Here is a 19,650-nt window from a genome sequence, read left to right on the forward strand (position 1 = left end):
TCCTTTTCTTTTACGTTTTCTTATTATAATTGCTTTTCACCATTGTGTAAACATTTTATGACAATTTTCCATTAAAATTTGATTTTTTAAAAGTCAATACGTTTGCCGATTTTTTTCGACAAAATACTATTTTTATCATAACTCCACAAAACATTCGTTCTTTTATTTACCTTGAATTATCCCCAGTTTCCACACCTTTTTATGTGGATAATGTGGAAAACTTTTAGAAATCATGTATTTTTCCACCTTTTTTCACGTTTTTAGTGTGGAAAACTTGGATAACTCAATGTGGATAAATTTTTAACTATTTTTCAGCAATCAAATTTTTTATACATTTTTGTCTATTTTGTACATCCGGCAATTTTTCACTTACTTAATCTGTTCTTTTATGCTTCTGTTCAATATGCACCAATTTAAAGTAATCTTCTTACTGTCAGGATTCCTTTATACGTGGCAGGCAATATCCCGATTCCTTTTCGGCTATTAATTGCATTTACAATTTGTCCGTCTCCCATGTAAATACCGACATGTCCATCATAGCAAATGATGTCCCCAGGAAGTGCTTCCGAATAACTGACTCCCCTGCCGGCACTTCGCATTTCTGAAGATGTTCTTGGAAGATTCACTCCAAAATGTGCGTAGACAGACTGCACAAAACCAGAGCAGTCAGCTCCATTTGTCAGGCTTGTGCCTCCCCAGACATATGGATTGCCGATAAACTGACATGCATAATCCACCACTGCCTGACCACTTCCGGCAGCCTCTCTCACAGCCTGAGCCTCTTCCTCTGCTTTCCTGGCCGCTTCTTCTGCCTCCGCAGCCAAACGTGCTTCCTCTTCTTCTCTGGATTCTGCATAAGAAAAAGCTTCTTTTGGATCTGCGCTTGCAGAAGCTTCTACGACTTCCTCTGCCTTCTGTTGAGCATTTCTTCCTATTATTATATACTGCGAATACACATACCCTGTAACCGAACCAGATTCAATCTTCGTCCATTCTCCAACTGGTCCTACGATTTTTGCTGCATAACCGGGATATAATTTACCCACCCATTCGCTCTGCTTTGTCGGTTCACTTCTTATATATAAAAATGATTCAACATCTGCAAAAGCCATATCTAAATACTCACCCTTATCTTCTGGTGCCAGATAATCTTCCACCTGAATCTCTTTCTGTGAAGAATAACAATCATTCAGCACCTGCTCAATTCCCACTCCTGGCATAGTTTGATTATCCTCGATATCAGAAGCATATGCCGTAGCTGGGAAAACTCCAATAGCTCCTGTCAAGGTAACTAGGAACAATCCTTTTCTAAGAATCGAATCCATAAACTCCCTCCTTATGTTTTCTTTTCTTATCTTTTGTAAATATTACAGAATTGTTACATATGTTACGTGTTTATTATATCACGCAACAATCCCATGTCAAGGCTATTATCCCGACTTTTTCTCATCATATTACATCCATTTCTTCACTTTTTTTACAAAATTTTACAATCAATTGTTACAAAAGTATTACATTTATAAATTAAAAGTTGACAAATGGAACATTTTCTATTATTCTAATTATAGTAACAATTATTATTATCAAGGAGGTTATCGCATGGCTACATTGAAATACAGCAGACAGCGAGCATCCATTAAAGAATATCTCGATCATACAACTGAGCATCCAACTGCTGATACTGTATATCTTCATGTAAGAGAAGAATTCCCCCGTATCAGTCTTGGAACTGTTTACCGGAATCTGAATCTGCTTGCTGACATGGGCGAAGCAATTAAGATTACCACTCCTGACGGTGGGGACCGATTTGATGGCAATACTCACCCACACTATCACGTTGTATGCACTTGTTGCAACCGGGTATTTGATCTGCATATCGACGAAGCTCACATCAATACCATGAATAAACTGGCCGAGGAGCATTTTGATGGCACGATTGATTCACATGCAACATTATTCTATGGAACTTGTCAAGACTGTCTCACACGGAAAACATCCCGTGAGTCATAACAAGCTTGTCAGTCTATTTTATCAAAAAGATAAATTTAATAAAAAATATTATTGACAATGACAAGTAATTATGCTATCTTAATATCAGTAACAATTACTAATATCGATTTAGAGTTTTAAAAATAAATTCATTTACAAAAAATGCAAACGAAGCTCTGAATCACAAAACTAACTTGAACAACAAAAAATTTTAATAAAAAGAAAAGGAGATTATCATTATGAAAAAATTTGTATGTACAGTATGTGGATATGTTTACGAAGGAGAGGCTGCACCAGCTGAATGTCCAGTCTGTCACGCACCAGCTTCTAAGTTCAAAGAGCAGTCAGCCGATAGAACATGGGCTGCTGAGCATGTAGTAGGCGTTGCACAGGGCGTAAGCGAGGATATCTTAGAGGATCTTCGTGCAAACTTCGCAGGAGAGTGTTCCGAAGTAGGAATGTACCTGGCAATGGCAAGAGTTGCACACAGAGAAGGATACCCAGAGATTGGTTTATACTGGGAGAAAGCTGCTTATGAAGAAGCTGAGCACGCTGCAAAATTCGCTGAATTACTTGGTGAAGTTGTCACAGACAGCACAAAGAAAAACCTTGAGATGCGTGTAGATGCTGAGCACGGTGCAACAGAAGGTAAATTCGACCTCGCAAGAAGAGCAAAAGAAGCTAACCTTGACGCAATCCATGACACAGTACATGAGATGGCAAGAGACGAGGCACGTCACGGAAAAGCATTCGAAGGCCTGCTTAAGAGATACTTTGGCTAAGCTACAAGCTGAGCAAGGATAAAAAGAAAGCTGGCAGGATGGGGAATTTATTCACCAGACTGTCAGCTTTTCTTTTTAGACTTATTGGGCGACAGCCCTACATGAGGAAGTAGCGCCAGCGGATTCCGAATGGCTCGGCGCAGCCTCGTTGACTTATACGGCGACAGCCGTCCATGAAATAGACCGCAGGTCTATGAATGGGCATGGCGCAGCCTTATTAACTTATGCGGCGACAGCCCTACATGAGGAAGTAGCGCCAGCGGATTCCGAATGGCTCGGCGTAGCCTCGTTGAGTTATACGGCGACAGCCCTACATGAGGAAGTAGCGCCAGCGGATTCCGAATGGCATGGCGCAGCCTTACAACCGCTTCACATCCACTTCATCTTTCTGCCGGATTTCATCCAGAACCCATCTTCCATCTTCACGGATAAATACCCAATACTCATAAAATGTTTCCGGAGATGTTTTTCCACGTACAACTTCTCCTGTATCGATATTTATATAATATCCAATCATTCTTCCATGAATCAGATAAATCACCCGATCGTGTTCTTCGCCTTCTTTATCAAAGGCAAATACCGGAGCCGCATTTAAAAATCTGACTCGTTCTTGTATTGGCTTTTCATGATTTACTTCCATCCAACCCAGTTTCGAATTCCAATTTTGAATAAGATTTTTGCTCAGGTATTTTTCCGCATAAGATGTATCCTGACGCCTCCAACATTCCTGAATAACAAAATATGCATGCTTCACATATTTTTTCATCTTTTTCGGATTCCATTCTTCTCCTGGTTTTTCAAATGATTTCATAGAACGCAGGCTCTTTCGCTTTGCTTTTTGAATTCCATAATGAAATACTATCGTTCCGGCTCCGGCCATACAAATAAATGTGCCCCACCAGATAATCATTTCAACCGGTCCTCCGCGTCTTCCGCCTTGCCCGTAATAATGACTATGCGATCCACTGCCCGAACTGCTTCCAGATCCTCCCCCAGATCCTCCACTGGAACCTCCGCCACCGGCCCGTGCATATCCTGTAACCGTAAAACACATGCAACATATAACAATTAACAGTATTCTAAATATAACTTTATGTTTTTTCATTTTCTTCTCCATCAATCCATTCGAAACATTTTATTCTATTGTAACATAGTTATTATTGTTTAATCTCGCCTTTTGCATATAGTATTTAATACTATATATAAAAGAATAGATTACTACAAGATATTGACATCGAAAACATTGTGTTTTATAATTAAATAGTTTGAAATTCAAACTATTTAATTTCAAGCATAAATGATTCTGGAAAGGATAAATATTATGAATACAAAATTAAAACATCTTCAAATTGGTGATCTGACTGCCAGACTCCCAATTATACAAGGTGGCATGGGCGTCGGTGTCAGCCTGAGTAAACTTGCCGGAGCTGTAGCAAAAGAAGGCGGAGTCGGCATCATTTCCACTGCCCAGATTGGTTATGACGAGGAAGGCTTCGAGAAAGATCAGGCAGGATGTAATCGTCTTGCTATACGGAAACATATCCAAAAAGCAAAAGAAATCGCCTGTGGCAACGGACTTATCGGAGTAAATATCATGGTGGCTCTAAAGCATTATGAAGAACACGTAAAAGAGGCCGTTGCCGCTGGCGCCGATGTCATTATCAGTGGTGCCGGACTACCGATGAAACTTCCGGCTCTTGTCAGTGAAACTTGCCGTACAAAGATTGCACCAATTGTATCGTCTAAAAGAGCATTACAGATTATTTTAAAACGCTGGGCACACAGATATGACAGAACCGCTGATTTTATTGTAATTGAAGGTCCAAAAGCAGGTGGACATCTTGGATTTTCTACGGAAGAACTTGTTGATATTAATTCTCTTAATTATGATGAAGAAATCAAAAATATAATTGAATGTAAAAAAGAGTATGAAAAACAATACAACAAAAAAATACCAGTCATTGTTGCCGGTGGTATCTTTGACTCAGCAGACATTGCCCACGCATTGGAACTTGGCGCAGATGGTGTTCAAATTGCAAGCCGTTTTGTTGCAACAGAAGAATGTGACGCATCAGATGCATATAAGCAAGCTTACATACATGCCAGAGAAGAGGATATTCAAATAATCCAAAGCCCTGTCGGAATGCCGGGCAGAGCACTTCGCAATGAGTTCATCAAGAATATAGAACGAGAGCGTCAGCCAATAAAAAAATGCTATAACTGCCTTGCCCAGTGCAATCCTGGCACTGTTCCTTATTGCATTACTCAGGCGCTGATCAATGCTGTAAAAGGTGATATTGAAAATGGGCTTATCTTCTGCGGAAGCAATGTTGGCAGAATTCATCAAATGACTACCGTACATAATTTGATGGAAGAACTTACCGATTTTTCTTCACTTATTGAAAGTTAAGTCTCAAAGCAGGCATCTCCGCCAATGAGCGGAGATACCTGTTTTCATTATTTATTTTCTAACTGTTCAATTTTCTTCATTAATTCTCTAATTACTTGATCCTGCTCTTTGAGCCTATCATCCTGTTCTTTGAGCCTATCATCCTGTTCTTTGATCCTATCGTCCTGTTCTTTAAGTTTGTTAATTTGATCTTTAATTCTATCATCCTGTCCCTTAAGTATTTCTTCCTTCTGTTTTATATCTTCTTGCATCTCGTCAATCATTAACTGTGCCGTGTTCCGATCCATTTCTGCTAATTCTTTCGAGAACATTCTCATCACCTCTTCAATATTCTGACAGATTTCATAGACTTGCTGATACATTCCCTTGAAATCCGGATATTTTTCAATAACCTTCAAAATAATATCCGGATCATCTGAACCCATAAATGCAAGCCATGCATCTCGTCTAGTTTCCAGTTGTATACCTATATTTTGCTGGTATTTTAAAAATATGTCAATAGAAATAAATAAATATTTTTGCAAAAGATTCAGTTGGATTCCTGTATTTGAATGTTGTTCAAAATAATGAATATATGTGTCCGGAAATTCATGAAACTCGGTTGGACTTTTTTCAAACAGAACAATCGTGTATACATCTTTTACATCAGTATAATTAAATTTCTTTCCTTTTTTACTTCGTACTTTTTTGTATTGACGTAACAACAAATCTGCTGAATAACATGCACTTCTTGCTCCTGGAAATTTATATCCGATTTTCTGAACTTCCAGATTTACAATACTTCCATCTTCCAACTCGACTACCATATCCATAATCACAAGCGTAGATTCGTCCGAAATCCGTGTTCCATCGTTCGGAAGCACTTCCTTAATATGTACCTGCTGCCCTATCAATAATGAAAGTAATTCTTCTACTCGTTCCGGCACTGTTTCCGGATTCAAGATTTCTTTACTAATAAAATCATACATAATTTTTACACCTTTTACTCCCGTGCAAAAATCCAAAAATTCCTTTCGGTACTTTTTTCCCAGCTATAAAATTCTTGTTTTAATTTCGGTTTTGCTTCAATTTCAGCTAATACCTCTTGTCTGGTATGAATCATTGGAAAATACTGTCGTAATTTGTTGGTCATAGGCTATACCCTCCTTCATAATTTTGTCATCTGTTCTTTCATATCGGGTATTTGTTTCAGAAATCGAAACACCGAGATGAACGCCTAACGGCTTTGGGAATATCTGGAGACTAGATTTTCTCCTAAGATGAACGTAGCATAACATATATTATTCAAAAAATAAAGCGTATTTTACATTTAGTAATAATAATTAATAATTCGTTAATATATCCTTGATAAGATTCCCTCTCATCTGCTATAGTCTCTAGAGAGCTTTCGTATACGCAGGAAACTACATTTTCTGCGTATACGAAAAACAGCCTGAAAGTTTTCCTCTCAGACTGTTTCTTATTCTCTGCTATTTTTTGCTTTCCTCGCTGTTTTGACAGGAAAATTATGTCTGCTGCACGGCTCCTTCATCTTCATCTGCTACAGCACAAATGCGTACATCACTACAAAGTGGCACAGGCTTCCTCCCATCACGAACAGATGAAAAATCTCATGGCTTCCAAAATTTTTATGCTTGCTGTTAAAAATCGGAAGTTTCAGTGCATAGATCACTCCGCCGACTGTATAAATGATTCCGCCTGCTAAAAGCCATCCAAATGCCGCCGGTGACAGGGAGTTGAGCAGCTGTGTAAATGCAAGTACACAAGTCCACCCCATTCCGATATAAAGTACGGAAGATACCCACTTCGGGCAAAATACCCAAAACGCCTTTATCAGAATTCCCGCAATTGCGAATCCCCATACAATTGCCAATAGAATCCATCCCATACGTCCGCCGAGCACTAACAGACAAATTGGTGTATAACTTCCGGCAATCAATACGCTGATCATCATATGGTCAATTTTCTTCAGAATCGTATTTACCTTCTTGGAAATGTTAAATGTATGGTATGTCGTGCTGGCTGCATAAAGCAGGATCAGACTTACCGCATAAACTGCAATAGATACAAGATAAATCCTGCCAGGCTCATGAGCTGCTTTGATAAGCAACGGAATTGCTGCAAATATTGCCATCAGCATTCCAATAAAATGTGTGATCGCACTTCCCGGATCTTTTACATGTTCTTCTATTACTTTTGCCATAACTTACCCCTCCTGAAAATAATGTTATATTCTTCTTTCGTATTTCCATACGTAGTTTTGATTACTACTTGTTCTTATATCAATATTATAACCGTTATTTTCAAAAAAGCAAGTCCTTAAATATTAAATATTTCAGCTCTATTCTCAATCAATTGTAACTTCTCTTTCCTTTTCATATGCTTAATCGCATACTCCCGGCTCATTGCCTCTTCCTTCGTGGCAAATGTTTCCGAATACACCAGTTTCACCGGCAGACGGCTCTTCGTATATTTCGCGCCTTTTCCCGCATTATGAGCCTGTATTCTTTTTTCCAGATTGTTCGTCCAGCCAGTGTAGAGACTACCATCCCCACACTCCACAATATATGTATAATTCATGATTTCTCCTTTAATTGGGGACGTAGCAAAACTTCATTTTACTACGCCCCCAATTATACACATTCTTTATCTTTTTGTCATATAATCTACAGGGTTTACTGGTGTTCCATCTTTTCGTAATTCCATATATACGTTGCATCCTTCCACGCTGTAATACTTTGTCGGCTGTCCGATATAGCCGAGAATGCTTTTTGCTTCTACCTGGTCGCCGACTTTTACTGGCACTTCTTTTAACTGTCCGTAAAGGACTTCGTAACCATTTCCAAGGTCTACGGTCACGGTTGTTCCTGTCTGTGCGGTCACATCAATGGATTTAATTATTCCCGGTGCACCGCACAGAACCTGGTCTCCTTCTGCTCCGCTGATAACCAATGCCGGATTATACTTGTATTGGTCTAGTGTCGCAAAGTAAACTGTTTTGTCCATGCTGTAATTCATAAGCACCGTGCCGCTTACAGGCCAGATCATCTTGCTGTCGCTTGTAAAGTTTGCGGAAGATGCACTGCCCGCTGTCCTTGCCGCCTGCTGACTTCCGTTAGTCTGACTATTGCCGTCCTGGTTGCCATTATTTCCGGATCCATCTGTGTTTCCGGCTGTTGCAGCATTTTTGCTTGCAGTCCCTGCCGTTCCTGCACCAGAGCCACTCTTTTCGGCTTTTCCACCGGTTCCGGCACCATCCGTGCCTGACTCGGAAGCACTGTCTTTCTGTGCATTTCCACTTGCTTCCTGACTGGCTTCCTCCAGTGCTTTCTTCTGTTCCTCCAGTTGTGCTTTTGCGAGCTCCCCTTCTTTTTTCACTGTCTTGTAATCCCGCATTGTGTATGTTCCAACAATTGCTATGGCTGCCACAAAGCACAGAACTGCCGCCAGTGTCGCCTTACGATTTCTCTTTTGCTTCTGCCTTGGCGTCATTTTTTTCGGACCGGCATGTTCTTTGCCGCGATCCATCTTATTATTATCGTTCATTTTCATCACCACCTCTGACTCTATTCTTGCCAGATTGTAATGGTACTATACAAACTACATATAAAATATTGTCTTTGACTTTTTCTAGCCTTTCTTATATGGAAATTTCAAGAATGCCTCGGCTTTTTGTACAATACTATTATGACTTTACAAATTTTGCTACTCTCCTGCTCCGCCTTCCACCTGCACGATTTCCACGCCTTCTTTCAGTTCTGTCCCTTCGAAAAAATGTGCCAGTATCTCTTCCATGCTTTTTCCTTCTTTTGCCATTTGATTTGCCGTGTACTGGCTTAAGCCCAGTCCATGCCCGATACCCCGGGTCGTGATCCGCAGCTTTCCGTCATATTTCTGAAAAGAAAAGCAGCTTGATGCGAGATGATAATTGGTTCGGAATTCTTCTCCACTCACGGTGTCATTTCCAACCCGGACGCTAAGTACATATCCTGCAGTGTCTACCCCAGTCACTTCTGCATCCATATCGTCTATAGTAATTGTCTGAATTTGTTCTTTCGACTCAATATCTAACGGACAGTCCACAATCTTCAGATACGGATAATCTTCGCTCCCCAGCGCCTCCCGTCCATCCCTTGTACTTCCATTACTGAGTCTGCAAAATGGTGTCTTTGCCAGCGCATTTTCATAAGTCAGCACCTGTCCGTTGGTCTCCTCCCATGCATGCTCAAGCCGCTTATAATACTTGGAATATTGATCTGCTCCCCAGGAATCCTGCATATCTTTCTTTGTCCAGTATCTCTCTTCTAATATAGTATCTGCCCCTGCGCCAAGCGCCAGACATACCTGGGTCCGCACAAGAACTGCCTGGGTTTTTAAAGCTTCCTCCTCATAAACCGCAGGGATTTCTCTGGCCATAATTCCAATACAGTATTCACTGAGCGGCATCTGAATTTTATCCACATTTTCAGCATTAGAATCTTCCTGTTTTCCACCATCACTGCCGGACTTTTCCCCGTCTGCCTTCACATTTACCATAGTCTCGTCCACTCTGGAAGCTCCATAAGCTCCCGGTCCGCTTAAGAGCACGGTGATAATATAGGGCAGCAATATAATAATCAGAAGATAGCACCCCAGTTTCTTTAATCTATATTTCAAATATGCAAATCTCATATAAAAAACGCCCTCCCATATAAAATATGAGAAGACGTTCTTTTTTATTCTTCAAGAATGCCTTTGCATTGTTTCTGCATGAACTAAACTTCTACTGTCACTTTATCCAGATGCCAGATATCATCCACATACTCCTGAATCGTTCTGTCAGATGAGAATTTTCCACAGCTTGCAGTATTCAGAAGTGCCATCTTAGCCCATCTGTCTTTGTCGTGATAAGCTTCTTCAACCTTCTTCTGTGTATCCGCATAAGAACGGAAATCCTTCAGAATGAAATACGTATCGGCTTTGCTTCCACCTTGAGCTGTCAGAAGTGAATTATACAGGTCACGGTACATTTCCTTATCACCTTGTGAATATGTTCCATCCACAAGCTGGTTCACAACGCGTCGGATATCGGCATCACTATTGTAGATATCCATCGGATTGTAGCCGCCATTGTTCTCGTAATTGATGACCTCGTCAGAGCTGAGTCCGAAGATAAATGCATTCTCTGCACCAACTTCTTCAACAATCTCCACATTTGCTCCATCCATCGTTCCAAGTGTCGGTGCGCCGTTGAGCATGAACTTCATATTACCGGTTCCTGATGCCTCTTTGGAAGCTGTGGAAATCTGCTCGCTTACATCAGCTGCTGCGAAGATGATCTCAGCATTTGACACACGATAATCTTCGATGAATACAACTTTCAGTTTGCCGTTGATACTGCGGTCGTTATTGACTACATCCGCAACGGAATTGATCAGTTTGATGATCTGTTTTGCACGGATATATCCTGCAGAAGCTTTTGCTCCGAAGATAAATGTTCTCGGATAGAAGCTTATTTCCGGATGTTCCTTGATCTCGTTGTACAAATACATCACATGTAAAATGTTAAGAAACTGTCTCTTGTACTCGTGAAGTCTCTTGACCTGTACATCGAAGATAGATCTTGGATCCACTTCAATGCCATTGTGCTCTTTAATGTATTTTGCCAGGCGGACTTTATTCTCATACTTGATGCTCATAAATTCCTTCAGAGCTTCCTCATCATCCACCCATTTTTTCAATCCTGACATCAGAGACAGATCTGTGATCCAGTCCTTTGTTCCAAGCTTATCTGTTACCCAGTCAGCCAGCAGCGGATTTCCATGCATCAGGAAACGTCTCTGCGTAATTCCGTTTGTCTTATTATTGAATTTCTGCGGCATCATTTCGTAGAAATCACGAAGCTCCTGTTTTTTCAGGATTTCTGTATGAAGTCTTGCAACTCCATTGACAGAGTATCCGGCTACGATTGCAAGATGAGCCATCTTTACCTGACCATCTCTTAAAATCTGCATCTTTGCTACTTTCTCTTCATTTCCCGGATACATCTCACGGATCTTAGCCACAAAGCGGCGGTCAATCTCCTGGATGATCTGGTATACACGAGGAAGCAGCCTGGAGAACAAATCGATTGGCCATTTTTCCAGAGCCTCTGCCATGATAGTGTGGTTCGTGTAAGCACAGGTCTTTGTTGTGATCTCCCATGCCTCATCCCAGCCAAGTCCTTCCTCATCAAGAAGAAGTCTCATAAGCTCGGCAACTGCTACCGTCGGATGTGTATCATTCATCTGAATCGTCATCTTCTCCGGCAGTTTATGGATATCATCATGGTTCTTTTTATATTTTTCAAGCGCAGCCTGAAGACTGGCAGATACAAAGAAATACTGCTGTTTCAGTCTCAGTTCCTTTCCTGCATAGTGGTTATCGTTCGGGTACAGGACCTCTACGATCGTTTTTGCCAGATTCTGCTGCTCTACCGCTTTGTGATAGTCACCACGGTCAAATGAATCTAACTGGAAATCTACGATTGGTTCTGCGTCCCAGATACGAAGTGTATTTACAATATGATTATCATATCCTACGATCGGATAATCATACGGAACTGCCAGAACAGACTCATAATTCTCCTGTTTAAAACGGATATCTCCGGTCTTATCATCGTACTCTACACGGATATTTCCACCGAAACGTACTTCCTTTGCATACTCCGGTCTGCGAAGTTCGAATGGATTGCCGTTCTTCAGCCAGTTATCCGGTTTTTCTTCCTGATAGCCATCTTTGATCTTCTGCTTGAACATACCATAACGGTAGCGGATACCACAGCCGTAAGCTGCATAGCCAAGAGATGCCAGTGAATCTAGGAAACATGCAGCGAGACGACCAAGTCCACCATTTCCAAGTGCCGGGTCCGGCTCCTGATCCTCAAGTTCATTCAGGTTCAGACCCATTTCTTCCAGAGCCTCTTTCACCTCTTTATATGCCGTCATATTGATCAGGTTATTGCCAAGAGCTCTTCCAAGTAGGAACTCCATGGACATGTAATACACGATTTTCGGATCATCTTTCTCGTACTGCTTCTGAGTTGCGATCCAGTCATCGATAATTGCATCTTTTACGACATAGGAAACTGCCTGATAAAGCTCCTGCTGAGATACTTCGTCTACAGTTTTTCGGAACAGTTGCTTAACATTCTGTTCTACTTCTTTCTTAAATGCTTTTTTTTCAAATCTCGGATTAATCATATTGTTTTGATCCTTTCTTGCTCTTGTTTCAGGAAATGTAAGATAAAAGAACAGGTCTGCCGGAGCAGACCTGTTCACATCTGTTATTGCTTCTCTACTCCAAGAGTTACTGCCTCACCATTGATCTTCCACTCTTTCACATAACCTGCAGGTGTCGCTTTTTTCACCTCCAGAGCCAGTGTCTCAGCTCCGATCTCATCAGCATTTTTCGCAAATACAGTTTCTGCCTTCTCACTTCCTTCATATGTGATCACGATCTTATCCATGACCTCGAAATCAGCTTCCTTACGCATCGTCTGTACTTTGCTGATGATCTCACGCACGAATCCCTCTTCCAGAAGTTCCTCGGATAAGTTCGTATCAATAACAACTGTGATTCCGTTGTCATCCTCAGATACATATCCTTCCATCTGTGCAGTATCGATCAGAAGATCTTCACGGTTCAGGACTACTTCTTCACCATTTACCTCAAATCTCAGGCAACCATTTGCATTCAGCTCATCCATAGCAGCATTTCCATCCAGTCCGCTGAGTACATTTTTGATTCCCCCTAACAGTTTACCATATTTGGGTCCGACTGTCTTTAGCTGAGGTTTAAAAGAATAGGACGTAAAGTCACGTACTTCTTGTGTAAATGTTACATTTTTCACATTCAATTCATCGGCAACGATGGCATCAAAGAACTCGGAAAGCTCAAAATCAGCTTTGACATACATCTGTCCGATCGGCTGACGGTTCTTGATATTTGCAGTATTTCTGCAGGCACGTCCCATAACAACCAGTTTCAGAACACGGTCCATATTCTCCTCAAGCTCTTTGTCGATGTGTGCTTCATTTACCTTCGGGAAATCACACAGGTGGATACTCTCAGGAGCATTTGCATCAATACTTCTTACGAGGTTCTGGTAAATGTCTTCTGTCATGAACGGAATCATCGGAGCTGCAGTCTTGCAGATCTCTACCAGTGCTGTGTAAAGTGTCATGTAAGCATTGATCTTATCCTGCTCCATGCCCTTTGCCCAGAAACGCTCACGGCTGCGTCTTACATACCAGTTACTCATGTCATCAACAAAACTCTGAAGTGCCTTTGCAGCCTCCGGGATCTTGTAGTTTGCCAGATCCTCATCTACTGCTTTAATCGCAGAGTTGAGCTTTGACAGAAGCCATTTGTCCATGACAGACAGCTTCTCATACTCTAATGTATATTTTGTTGCATCAAATTCATCAATATTCGCATACAGTACAAAGAATGCATAAGTATTCCACAGAGTTCCCATGAACTTACGCTGTCCCTCTGTCACTGCTTTTCCGTGGAAACGGTTCGGCAGCCACGGCGCACTGTTAATGTAGAAATACCAGCGGATCGCATCTGCTCCATATTTCTCCAGTGCATCGAACGGATCGACCGCATTTCCCTTGGACTTACTCATCTTCTGACCATTCTCATCCTGAACATGTCCAAGAACAATAACGTTCTTATAAGGAGCTTTGTTGAAGATCAGAGTTGAAATCGCAAGCAGTGAGTAGAACCATCCACGAGTCTGGTCTACCGCCTCTGAGATGAAGTCTGCCGGGAAATGTTTCTCGAACAGTTCCTGATTCTCAAATGGATAGTGATACTGTGCAAATGGCATGGATCCACTGTCGAACCAGCAGTCGATCACTTCTGGTACACGGTGCATCTCTTTTCCACATTTCGGACACTTGATCGTCACATTATCAATATATGGACGGTGAAGCTCGATCTCATCCGGGCAGTTATCAGACATAGATTTCAGCTCTTCAATACTTCCGATCGAATGCTGGCATCCACACTCACACTCCCAGATATTCAGAGGAGTTCCCCAGTAACGGTTACGGCTGATGCCCCAGTCCTGAACATTTTCAAGCCAGTCACCAAAACGTCCTTTACCGATACTCTCCGGAATCCAGTTGATCGTATTATTATTCGCAATCAGATCATCCTTTACCGCTGTCATCTTAATGAACCATGACTCACGAGCGTAGTAAATAAGCGGCGTGTCACATCTCCAGCAGTGTGGATAGCTGTGCTCGAACTTCGGTGCATCGAAAAGAAGTCCTCGTCCGTCCAGGTCTTTTAACACTTCCGGGTCTGCCTTCTTCACGAATAATCCGGCGAATGGAGTTGTCTTGCCCATCTCACCTTTTTCATCTACTAACTGAACAAATGGCATGTCATATTTACGTCCGACTTTCGCATCGTCCTCACCAAATGCAGGAGCGATATGAACAACTCCGGTACCATCTGTCAATGTTACATAAGTATCACATGTTACATAAAATGCTTTTTTATTCTGCTTTGCGGCGCAGTCATAAGCACACTGATAAAGCGGCTCATACTCTTTGTACTCAAGATCCTGACCTTTGTATGTCTCAAGAACTTCATAAGCCTTTACACCATTCTCCTCATCGCCAAGTTTACCAAGAACCGTATCAAGAAGGGCAACAGCCATGTAGTAAGTATATCCGTCAGCAGCTTTTACCTTCGCATAATCCTCTTCCGGATTTACACAAAGTGCAATGTTAGATGGCAAAGTCCATGGAGTTGTTGTCCATGCAAGAATATATGCATCCTCGTCTTTAACTTTAAAACGAACGATTGCTGAACGCTCTTTTACGTCTTTGTATCCCTGAGCCACTTCCTGTGCAGACAGCGGAGTTCCACAACGCGGACAGTAAGGCACGATCTTAAATCCTTTATAAAGAAGTCCTTTATCCCAGATCTTCTTCAGTGCCCACCACTCAGACTCAATAAATGTGTTGTGATAAGTAACATACGGATCATCCATATCAGCCCAGAAACCTACAGTATTAGAGAAATCCTCCCACATACCTTTGTATTTCCACACACTCTCTTTACACTTTTTGATAAATGGCTCAACACCATATTTTTCAATCTGATCCTTTCCGTCAAGACCAAGAGCCTTCTCAACCTCCAGCTCGACCGGCAGTCCGTGAGTATCCCATCCGGCCTTTCTCGGGACTTCATACCCCTTCATAGTACGGTAACGAGGAATCATATCCTTGATAACACGTGTCAGAACATGACCGATATGCGGTTTACCATTCGCAGTCGGCGGTCCATCATAAAACATATACTGTGGACAGCCCTCGCGGTCCTCCATACTCTTCTCAAAAATGTGATTGTCTTCCCAGAATTTCTCCGTTTCCTTCTCCCGGTCAACAAAATTCATGTCTGTTGAAACCTTCTTATACATAATATCCTCCTTGTTGGGGACGTAGCATTTTGCCAAAGTACTACGTCCCAATCATTGATTAAGGGTGTCCCTTTTTGCATTTTGCGGTGTCCCTTTTTTACCATTAAACATAACTTATTGTAAAGATATTACTTTCTTATACAATAAAACAGGCTCCCGTCCTGATTAGGACGAAAGCCTTATACTTACGTTTATAAACCACCTAAACATACTGACATATGCTTTCCCTGTAACGGTGGAACTCCGTCAGGTCTTACTGAATTCTGTTCCTTATGCCTGTGCAGATGCCCTGGCTCATATCACAGATCGTTCAAACTCTGAAACTCGGAAGTGATCTTCAATTATATCTTACTTGTACCGGATTCCCACCATCGCCGATTCTCTGTATCGTTGGGATATAACCTACTGTCTTCGTCAACGTCTTTAAATATCTCATATACTTTTTTATTATACGAGTTTTATCACAGATTCGTCAAGGGGTTAAGCCCCTTTTTACAGGCAAAGTTTCTATGACTCAAAGTTTCTATGGACCAGAGTATAGTCAGCCAGCGTGAGATTAACGTAGATACAGAAAGTTATGTAACGGCTCTTCGTGCTTCCCTGCTTACAGCAGAAACTGCATTGGCATACGCAACTAATCAGGAGATGCTGAAAAGAAAAATGTAGGTTGTGCACGATCATCACCTGTCCAGGCGGGCTTTTGGAACTATGCTCACCACGAACACACTAAAAAAGGTCCACCGGACCTTTTTGTCGTATGCTTGGCAACAAAAAAATGAGGACATAAGTGATTGTACCGCAAAACTTATATCCTCATTTTTCTATTTTATTTCTGCTATTTTATTTTCTGGTTTTTACTGTCCCTTTTCTTCACATTTCTTGTTGGCTGGATTTCTTACTCAAGTTCCTGGATTGCCTCAATTGTCTTGTGATACTCTGCTGTTACCTTGCTCATATAATCTGAAATGTTCGGATTACCTGGAACTGCAGTGTCTTCATTTCTCAATTCCTCTGTAAGCTGGCTGCTCACCTGATAAAGGCTTGTCAGTGACAGGTTCTGGCAGACCCCCTTCAGTGTATGGGCTGCACGGAATGCTTCTTTGTAATCACCCTCGCTTAATGTTCTCTCAAGATCGGCGTAGCTCTTATCATCCAGAAATTTCAGGAGAAACTTTCTCACAAGCTTCTCACCCATCAGACGTCTTACTACATCATCATAATCACCGCCGATTTTCTCGTATACTTCTTTTAACTCCATTTTGACCTTTCCCCCAATTCAAATACTGTACCTTACTATGTATTCGCAACTGTGTTTTACTGTTTCTTTCTCTTATTACTCTTTTTTCTTATGCGGGACACCGTAGCTATAAATGTTATGATCAATATTACTAAAAGAATGCTCAGCCCCAGAATAACTTTTCCTTTTGTTGTTCCAAGTGACAGGTGTTTCCCGGATTTAGTCTGTTTTTTACTGTTGTCATGTCCACTGGATTTGCTTTCGTCCTGAGTACTGTCTGTATGCGCTTTCAAATAGGATTTGCTAAGCTTCACCTTTGCAGTTCCAAGTTCATGACCATCGTAACTGTATGTCACAATTCCTATGCTGCTATCTTCTGTATCCTGCGTGATTTTCTGATCCAAAGCTGTAAAATCCACACCATTTGGCAACATCACATAATTCGGTTCACTCTGCCCGTCTTCTGTCAGAAATGTTTCAATATCCTCAGATTTCTCCTGGGTTGTCACATCTACTTTTGTGAAATTATTAAATGCATATTCAAATAAATTCGTGGTGTCCGGATATATGTTCTTTCCGTGAGTCCTCAGTACCACACACACCAGCTGAGTCTGCCCATTGTCCGCCATCGTAATCAGCGTTGACAACGCATCTGATGTATAACCAGTCTTTCCACCTATTGTATATGGATAATAATTGGAATTCGACGGCTGAAGCATTTTATGCTTTTGATGGAAAACGTGTTCTTCCGTCGTCTCGCTAGCTGGAATTGTATAATTGAGAGTCTGTACAATCTGGAAAAATTCCGGATGTTTGAACAACTCCCGTCCAATCAGCGCCATATCTCTTGCACATGTGTAATGATTCGGATCATGCAGTCCATTTGTATTAGCAAAATTGGAATTCTCACCGCCCAGTTCCTTGCATCGGCTGTTCATCTGCTCTATGAACCAGTTGTAATCATGACCGGCATTCACTCCGACACTCTCACCTATTGCATATGCTGCTTCATTGGCAGATGCCAGAAGCATCGCATGCATTGCCTGATCCAGTGTGATTACATTTCCCTCTTTTAATCCGACGGAAGAATCTCCTCTCTGTAAAAACGCTACGCTGTCGTGGCTGAATGTCACATTATCCGTCAGTTGTCCATTTTCCAGTGCTACAAGCGCCGTCAATACTTTCGTAATACTTGCCGGATATTCATGAGCATCTATATTCTTGGCATACAGAATTGCTCCCGTTCCGACTTCCATAACAATTCCGGCTTCTCCATAAGTCCCAGGTCCCTGCGGCCAGTCCTTATATCCATTCGATTCCACCGGCATATCATAGACCTGCTGCAATTCCTGAGCCTTTTGTTCTTCCGGTGTCAGTGCCTGCGCATCTGTACTCTGTGCATCTATGGTCTGTGCATTCTCCGTAGCCGTTACCCCTGTCGCATATACACTCACCGCAGTATTGGCTGTAAACGTCACTGCCATAAGTGCCGTAAGCATCGCCGCGATGACTCGTTTGCCTGATATCATTGGCATTTCCTCCAGGTATTCTTCTTACTTAGTCTTTTTATTTTATCACATTTTTCTGCTGGATTCTATAATTATCTCCATAAAAAGACAAGATGATGACACGTATTTGCATTTTCCACAAGGATTGCTTATAATGAAAATATTTCATAACCTTGCACTGATAATAGGTAACGTTACATAAGGCACTTAAATCAAGAATAGGAGCATTTTTATGCATGTAGGAAAAAAATCACAAAAAAGAGAAAAATCTGTAATGTCAGTTTCTTTATATGGTAACGTAGTCTTTGTTGTAATCGAGCTGGTCATGGCAATTGCAACCGGCTCTCAGGCAGTCCTCCTGGACGCAGTCTACGATGGAGTGGAGTTTTTTATGCTGCTTCCGTCCGTGTTCCTGATTCCACTTTTATACCGCCCGTCAAATGAACAGCATCCATTTGGATATATGCAGCTGGAAACACTATTTGTTGTAGTAAAAGGCATCACCATGGCAGCCGTTACATTTGGACTGATTTTCAATAATATCCATCTGATGCTGCACGGAGGACACATTGTATCCTTTCATACAATTGCCGGATTTGAAATGTTCGCCTGTATTTTAAGCGTGATTGTCACAATTTATCTGCGAATTAAGAATAAAAACCTTCATTCTCCACTCATTACAATGGAGCTGCAAGGCTGGCAGATCGACTCCGTCATATCCCTCGGCATGGCATTCGCATTTTTACTGCCACTTATGATACCATTCGCATGGTTCGACCGCGTAACACCATATCTGGATCAAATCATTACGATCCTTCTGTCTGTTATTATGATCCAGACACCAGTCCGCACAGTCATCACCGGAATCCGCGATCTCATGCTGATTCCACCAGAGGAAGAAACAATCGAAGACATCAAAAAGACCGTAGAACCAATCATCGGTGTCTACGGCCACAAAAATCTATACTACGATATTGTAAGAACCGGAAGAAAACTCTGGATCAGCGTCTACATCACATTCGACAAAGATATCGTATCGCTGTCAAAATTCAAACACCTGCAAGATAAGTGCATCAAAGCACTGGCACAGAAATATCCAGATTTCTACTTCGAATTACTGCCAGATATCGAATTCACCGGAATTGAAGAAGAATAAAACACAATTCAAAAAGGGACAGGTTAAAGTCCAGTTGGGGACGGGGTTTTTTTGAAAACAATGTCATTAAGTTAAGGATTTTAGTAGTGTAAAAAGTAGTTTTTTACTT

General features: G+C 41.5%; 17 protein-coding genes. 5 read left to right on the top strand and 12 right to left on the bottom strand.

From position 1 onward, the window contains the following. Positions 1 to 413 precede the first annotated feature (413 nt). Positions 414 to 1,325, bottom strand: coding sequence for a C40 family peptidase (locus LI164_RS10390; RefSeq protein WP_005334969.1), 912 nt, complete (start codon positions 1,323 to 1,325; stop codon positions 414 to 416). A 274-nt stretch (positions 1,326 to 1,599) separates the two neighbouring features. Between LI164_RS10390 and LI164_RS10395 the strand changes: the two genes are divergently transcribed. Continuing rightward, positions 1,600 to 2,010: a transcriptional repressor gene (locus LI164_RS10395; RefSeq protein WP_227087099.1), complete on the top strand. Its 411-nt coding sequence runs from the start codon at positions 1,600 to 1,602 to the stop codon at positions 2,008 to 2,010. Positions 2,011 to 2,228: 218 nt separating this feature from the next. Then, on the top strand, positions 2,229 to 2,771 hold the full coding sequence (locus LI164_RS10400; protein ID WP_005334966.1) for an NADH peroxidase: 543 nt from the start codon (positions 2,229 to 2,231) through the stop codon (positions 2,769 to 2,771). 358 nt (positions 2,772 to 3,129) lie between these two features. Here LI164_RS10400 and LI164_RS10405 read toward each other — a convergent pair whose 3' ends face one another. Then, positions 3,130 to 3,876 carry a Tim44-like domain-containing protein gene (locus LI164_RS10405; protein ID WP_181975163.1) on the bottom strand — a complete coding sequence of 249 codons (747 nt, stop codon included), beginning with the start codon at positions 3,874 to 3,876 and terminating at the stop codon, positions 3,130 to 3,132. Between the two features lie 216 nt (positions 3,877 to 4,092). Between LI164_RS10405 and LI164_RS10410 the strand changes: the two genes are divergently transcribed. Beyond that, positions 4,093 to 5,181, top strand: coding sequence for a nitronate monooxygenase family protein (locus LI164_RS10410; RefSeq protein WP_119209945.1), 1,089 nt, complete (start codon positions 4,093 to 4,095; stop codon positions 5,179 to 5,181). Positions 5,182 to 5,228: 47 nt separating this feature from the next. Here the strand turns inward: LI164_RS10410 and LI164_RS10415 are convergent, their stop codons facing one another. The 8 genes from LI164_RS10415 to ileS all read right to left on the bottom strand — a co-directional run bounded on the left by LI164_RS10415 (position 5,229) and on the right by ileS (position 15,640). Then, entirely contained in the window at positions 5,229 to 6,149 is a 921-nt protein-coding gene (locus LI164_RS10415; RefSeq protein WP_319796233.1) for a PD-(D/E)XK nuclease family transposase, read from the bottom strand. Between the two features lie 14 nt (positions 6,150 to 6,163). Then, the gene (locus tag LI164_RS16160; RefSeq protein WP_319796234.1) at positions 6,164 to 6,313 is read right to left on the bottom strand and encodes a hypothetical protein; all 150 of its coding nucleotides are present in this window, start codon (positions 6,311 to 6,313) and stop codon (positions 6,164 to 6,166) included. Between the two features lie 408 nt (positions 6,314 to 6,721). Beyond that, positions 6,722 to 7,384 carry a hemolysin III family protein gene (locus LI164_RS10420; RefSeq protein ID WP_117657347.1) on the bottom strand — a complete coding sequence of 221 codons (663 nt, stop codon included), beginning with the start codon at positions 7,382 to 7,384 and terminating at the stop codon, positions 6,722 to 6,724. A gap of 116 nt (positions 7,385 to 7,500) precedes the next feature. Next, positions 7,501 to 7,761: a GIY-YIG nuclease family protein gene (locus LI164_RS10425; protein WP_005341915.1), complete on the bottom strand. Its 261-nt coding sequence runs from the start codon at positions 7,759 to 7,761 to the stop codon at positions 7,501 to 7,503. A 66-nt stretch (positions 7,762 to 7,827) separates the two neighbouring features. Beyond that, positions 7,828 to 8,727: a murein hydrolase activator EnvC gene (locus LI164_RS10430; protein ID WP_227087100.1), complete on the bottom strand. Its 900-nt coding sequence runs from the start codon at positions 8,725 to 8,727 to the stop codon at positions 7,828 to 7,830. A gap of 159 nt (positions 8,728 to 8,886) precedes the next feature. Continuing rightward, positions 8,887 to 9,852, bottom strand: a complete 966-nt coding sequence (locus tag LI164_RS10435; protein ID WP_173794272.1) for a SpoIID/LytB domain-containing protein — start codon at positions 9,850 to 9,852, stop codon at positions 8,887 to 8,889. Between the two features lie 83 nt (positions 9,853 to 9,935). Then, the gene (locus LI164_RS10440) at positions 9,936 to 12,401 is read right to left on the bottom strand and encodes a glycogen/starch/alpha-glucan phosphorylase (RefSeq protein ID WP_227087101.1); all 2,466 of its coding nucleotides are present in this window, start codon (positions 12,399 to 12,401) and stop codon (positions 9,936 to 9,938) included. Between the two features lie 83 nt (positions 12,402 to 12,484). Further along, the gene (gene ileS, locus LI164_RS10445; protein WP_227087102.1) at positions 12,485 to 15,640 is read right to left on the bottom strand and encodes an isoleucine--tRNA ligase; all 3,156 of its coding nucleotides are present in this window, start codon (positions 15,638 to 15,640) and stop codon (positions 12,485 to 12,487) included. Between the two features lie 525 nt (positions 15,641 to 16,165). Between ileS and LI164_RS16045 the strand changes: the two genes are divergently transcribed. Then, on the top strand, positions 16,166 to 16,306 hold the full coding sequence (locus LI164_RS16045; RefSeq protein ID WP_304515608.1) for a hypothetical protein: 141 nt from the start codon (positions 16,166 to 16,168) through the stop codon (positions 16,304 to 16,306). 229 nt (positions 16,307 to 16,535) lie between these two features. On the opposite strand, the gene LI164_RS10455 is transcribed toward LI164_RS16045, so the two are convergent. Both LI164_RS10455 and LI164_RS10460 read right to left on the bottom strand, forming a co-directional pair. Continuing rightward, positions 16,536 to 16,898: an Hpt domain-containing protein gene (locus tag LI164_RS10455; RefSeq protein WP_022278709.1), complete on the bottom strand. Its 363-nt coding sequence runs from the start codon at positions 16,896 to 16,898 to the stop codon at positions 16,536 to 16,538. Between the two features lie 56 nt (positions 16,899 to 16,954). Continuing rightward, positions 16,955 to 18,406, bottom strand: coding sequence for a D-alanyl-D-alanine carboxypeptidase family protein (locus LI164_RS10460; protein WP_227087103.1), 1,452 nt, complete (start codon positions 18,404 to 18,406; stop codon positions 16,955 to 16,957). Positions 18,407 to 18,617: 211 nt separating this feature from the next. On the opposite strand from LI164_RS10460, the gene LI164_RS10465 reads away from it, so the two are divergent. Then, positions 18,618 to 19,541 (top strand): cation diffusion facilitator family transporter, encoded by a 924-nt coding sequence (locus tag LI164_RS10465; protein WP_117657344.1) that lies wholly within the window; start codon positions 18,618 to 18,620, stop codon positions 19,539 to 19,541. The last annotated feature ends 109 nt before the right edge of the window (positions 19,542 to 19,650 follow it).

The organism is Dorea sp. 210702-DFI.3.125 (assembly GCF_020560945.1).
In the GTDB taxonomy this organism is placed as follows: domain Bacteria; phylum Bacillota; class Clostridia; order Lachnospirales; family Lachnospiraceae; genus Dorea; species Dorea formicigenerans.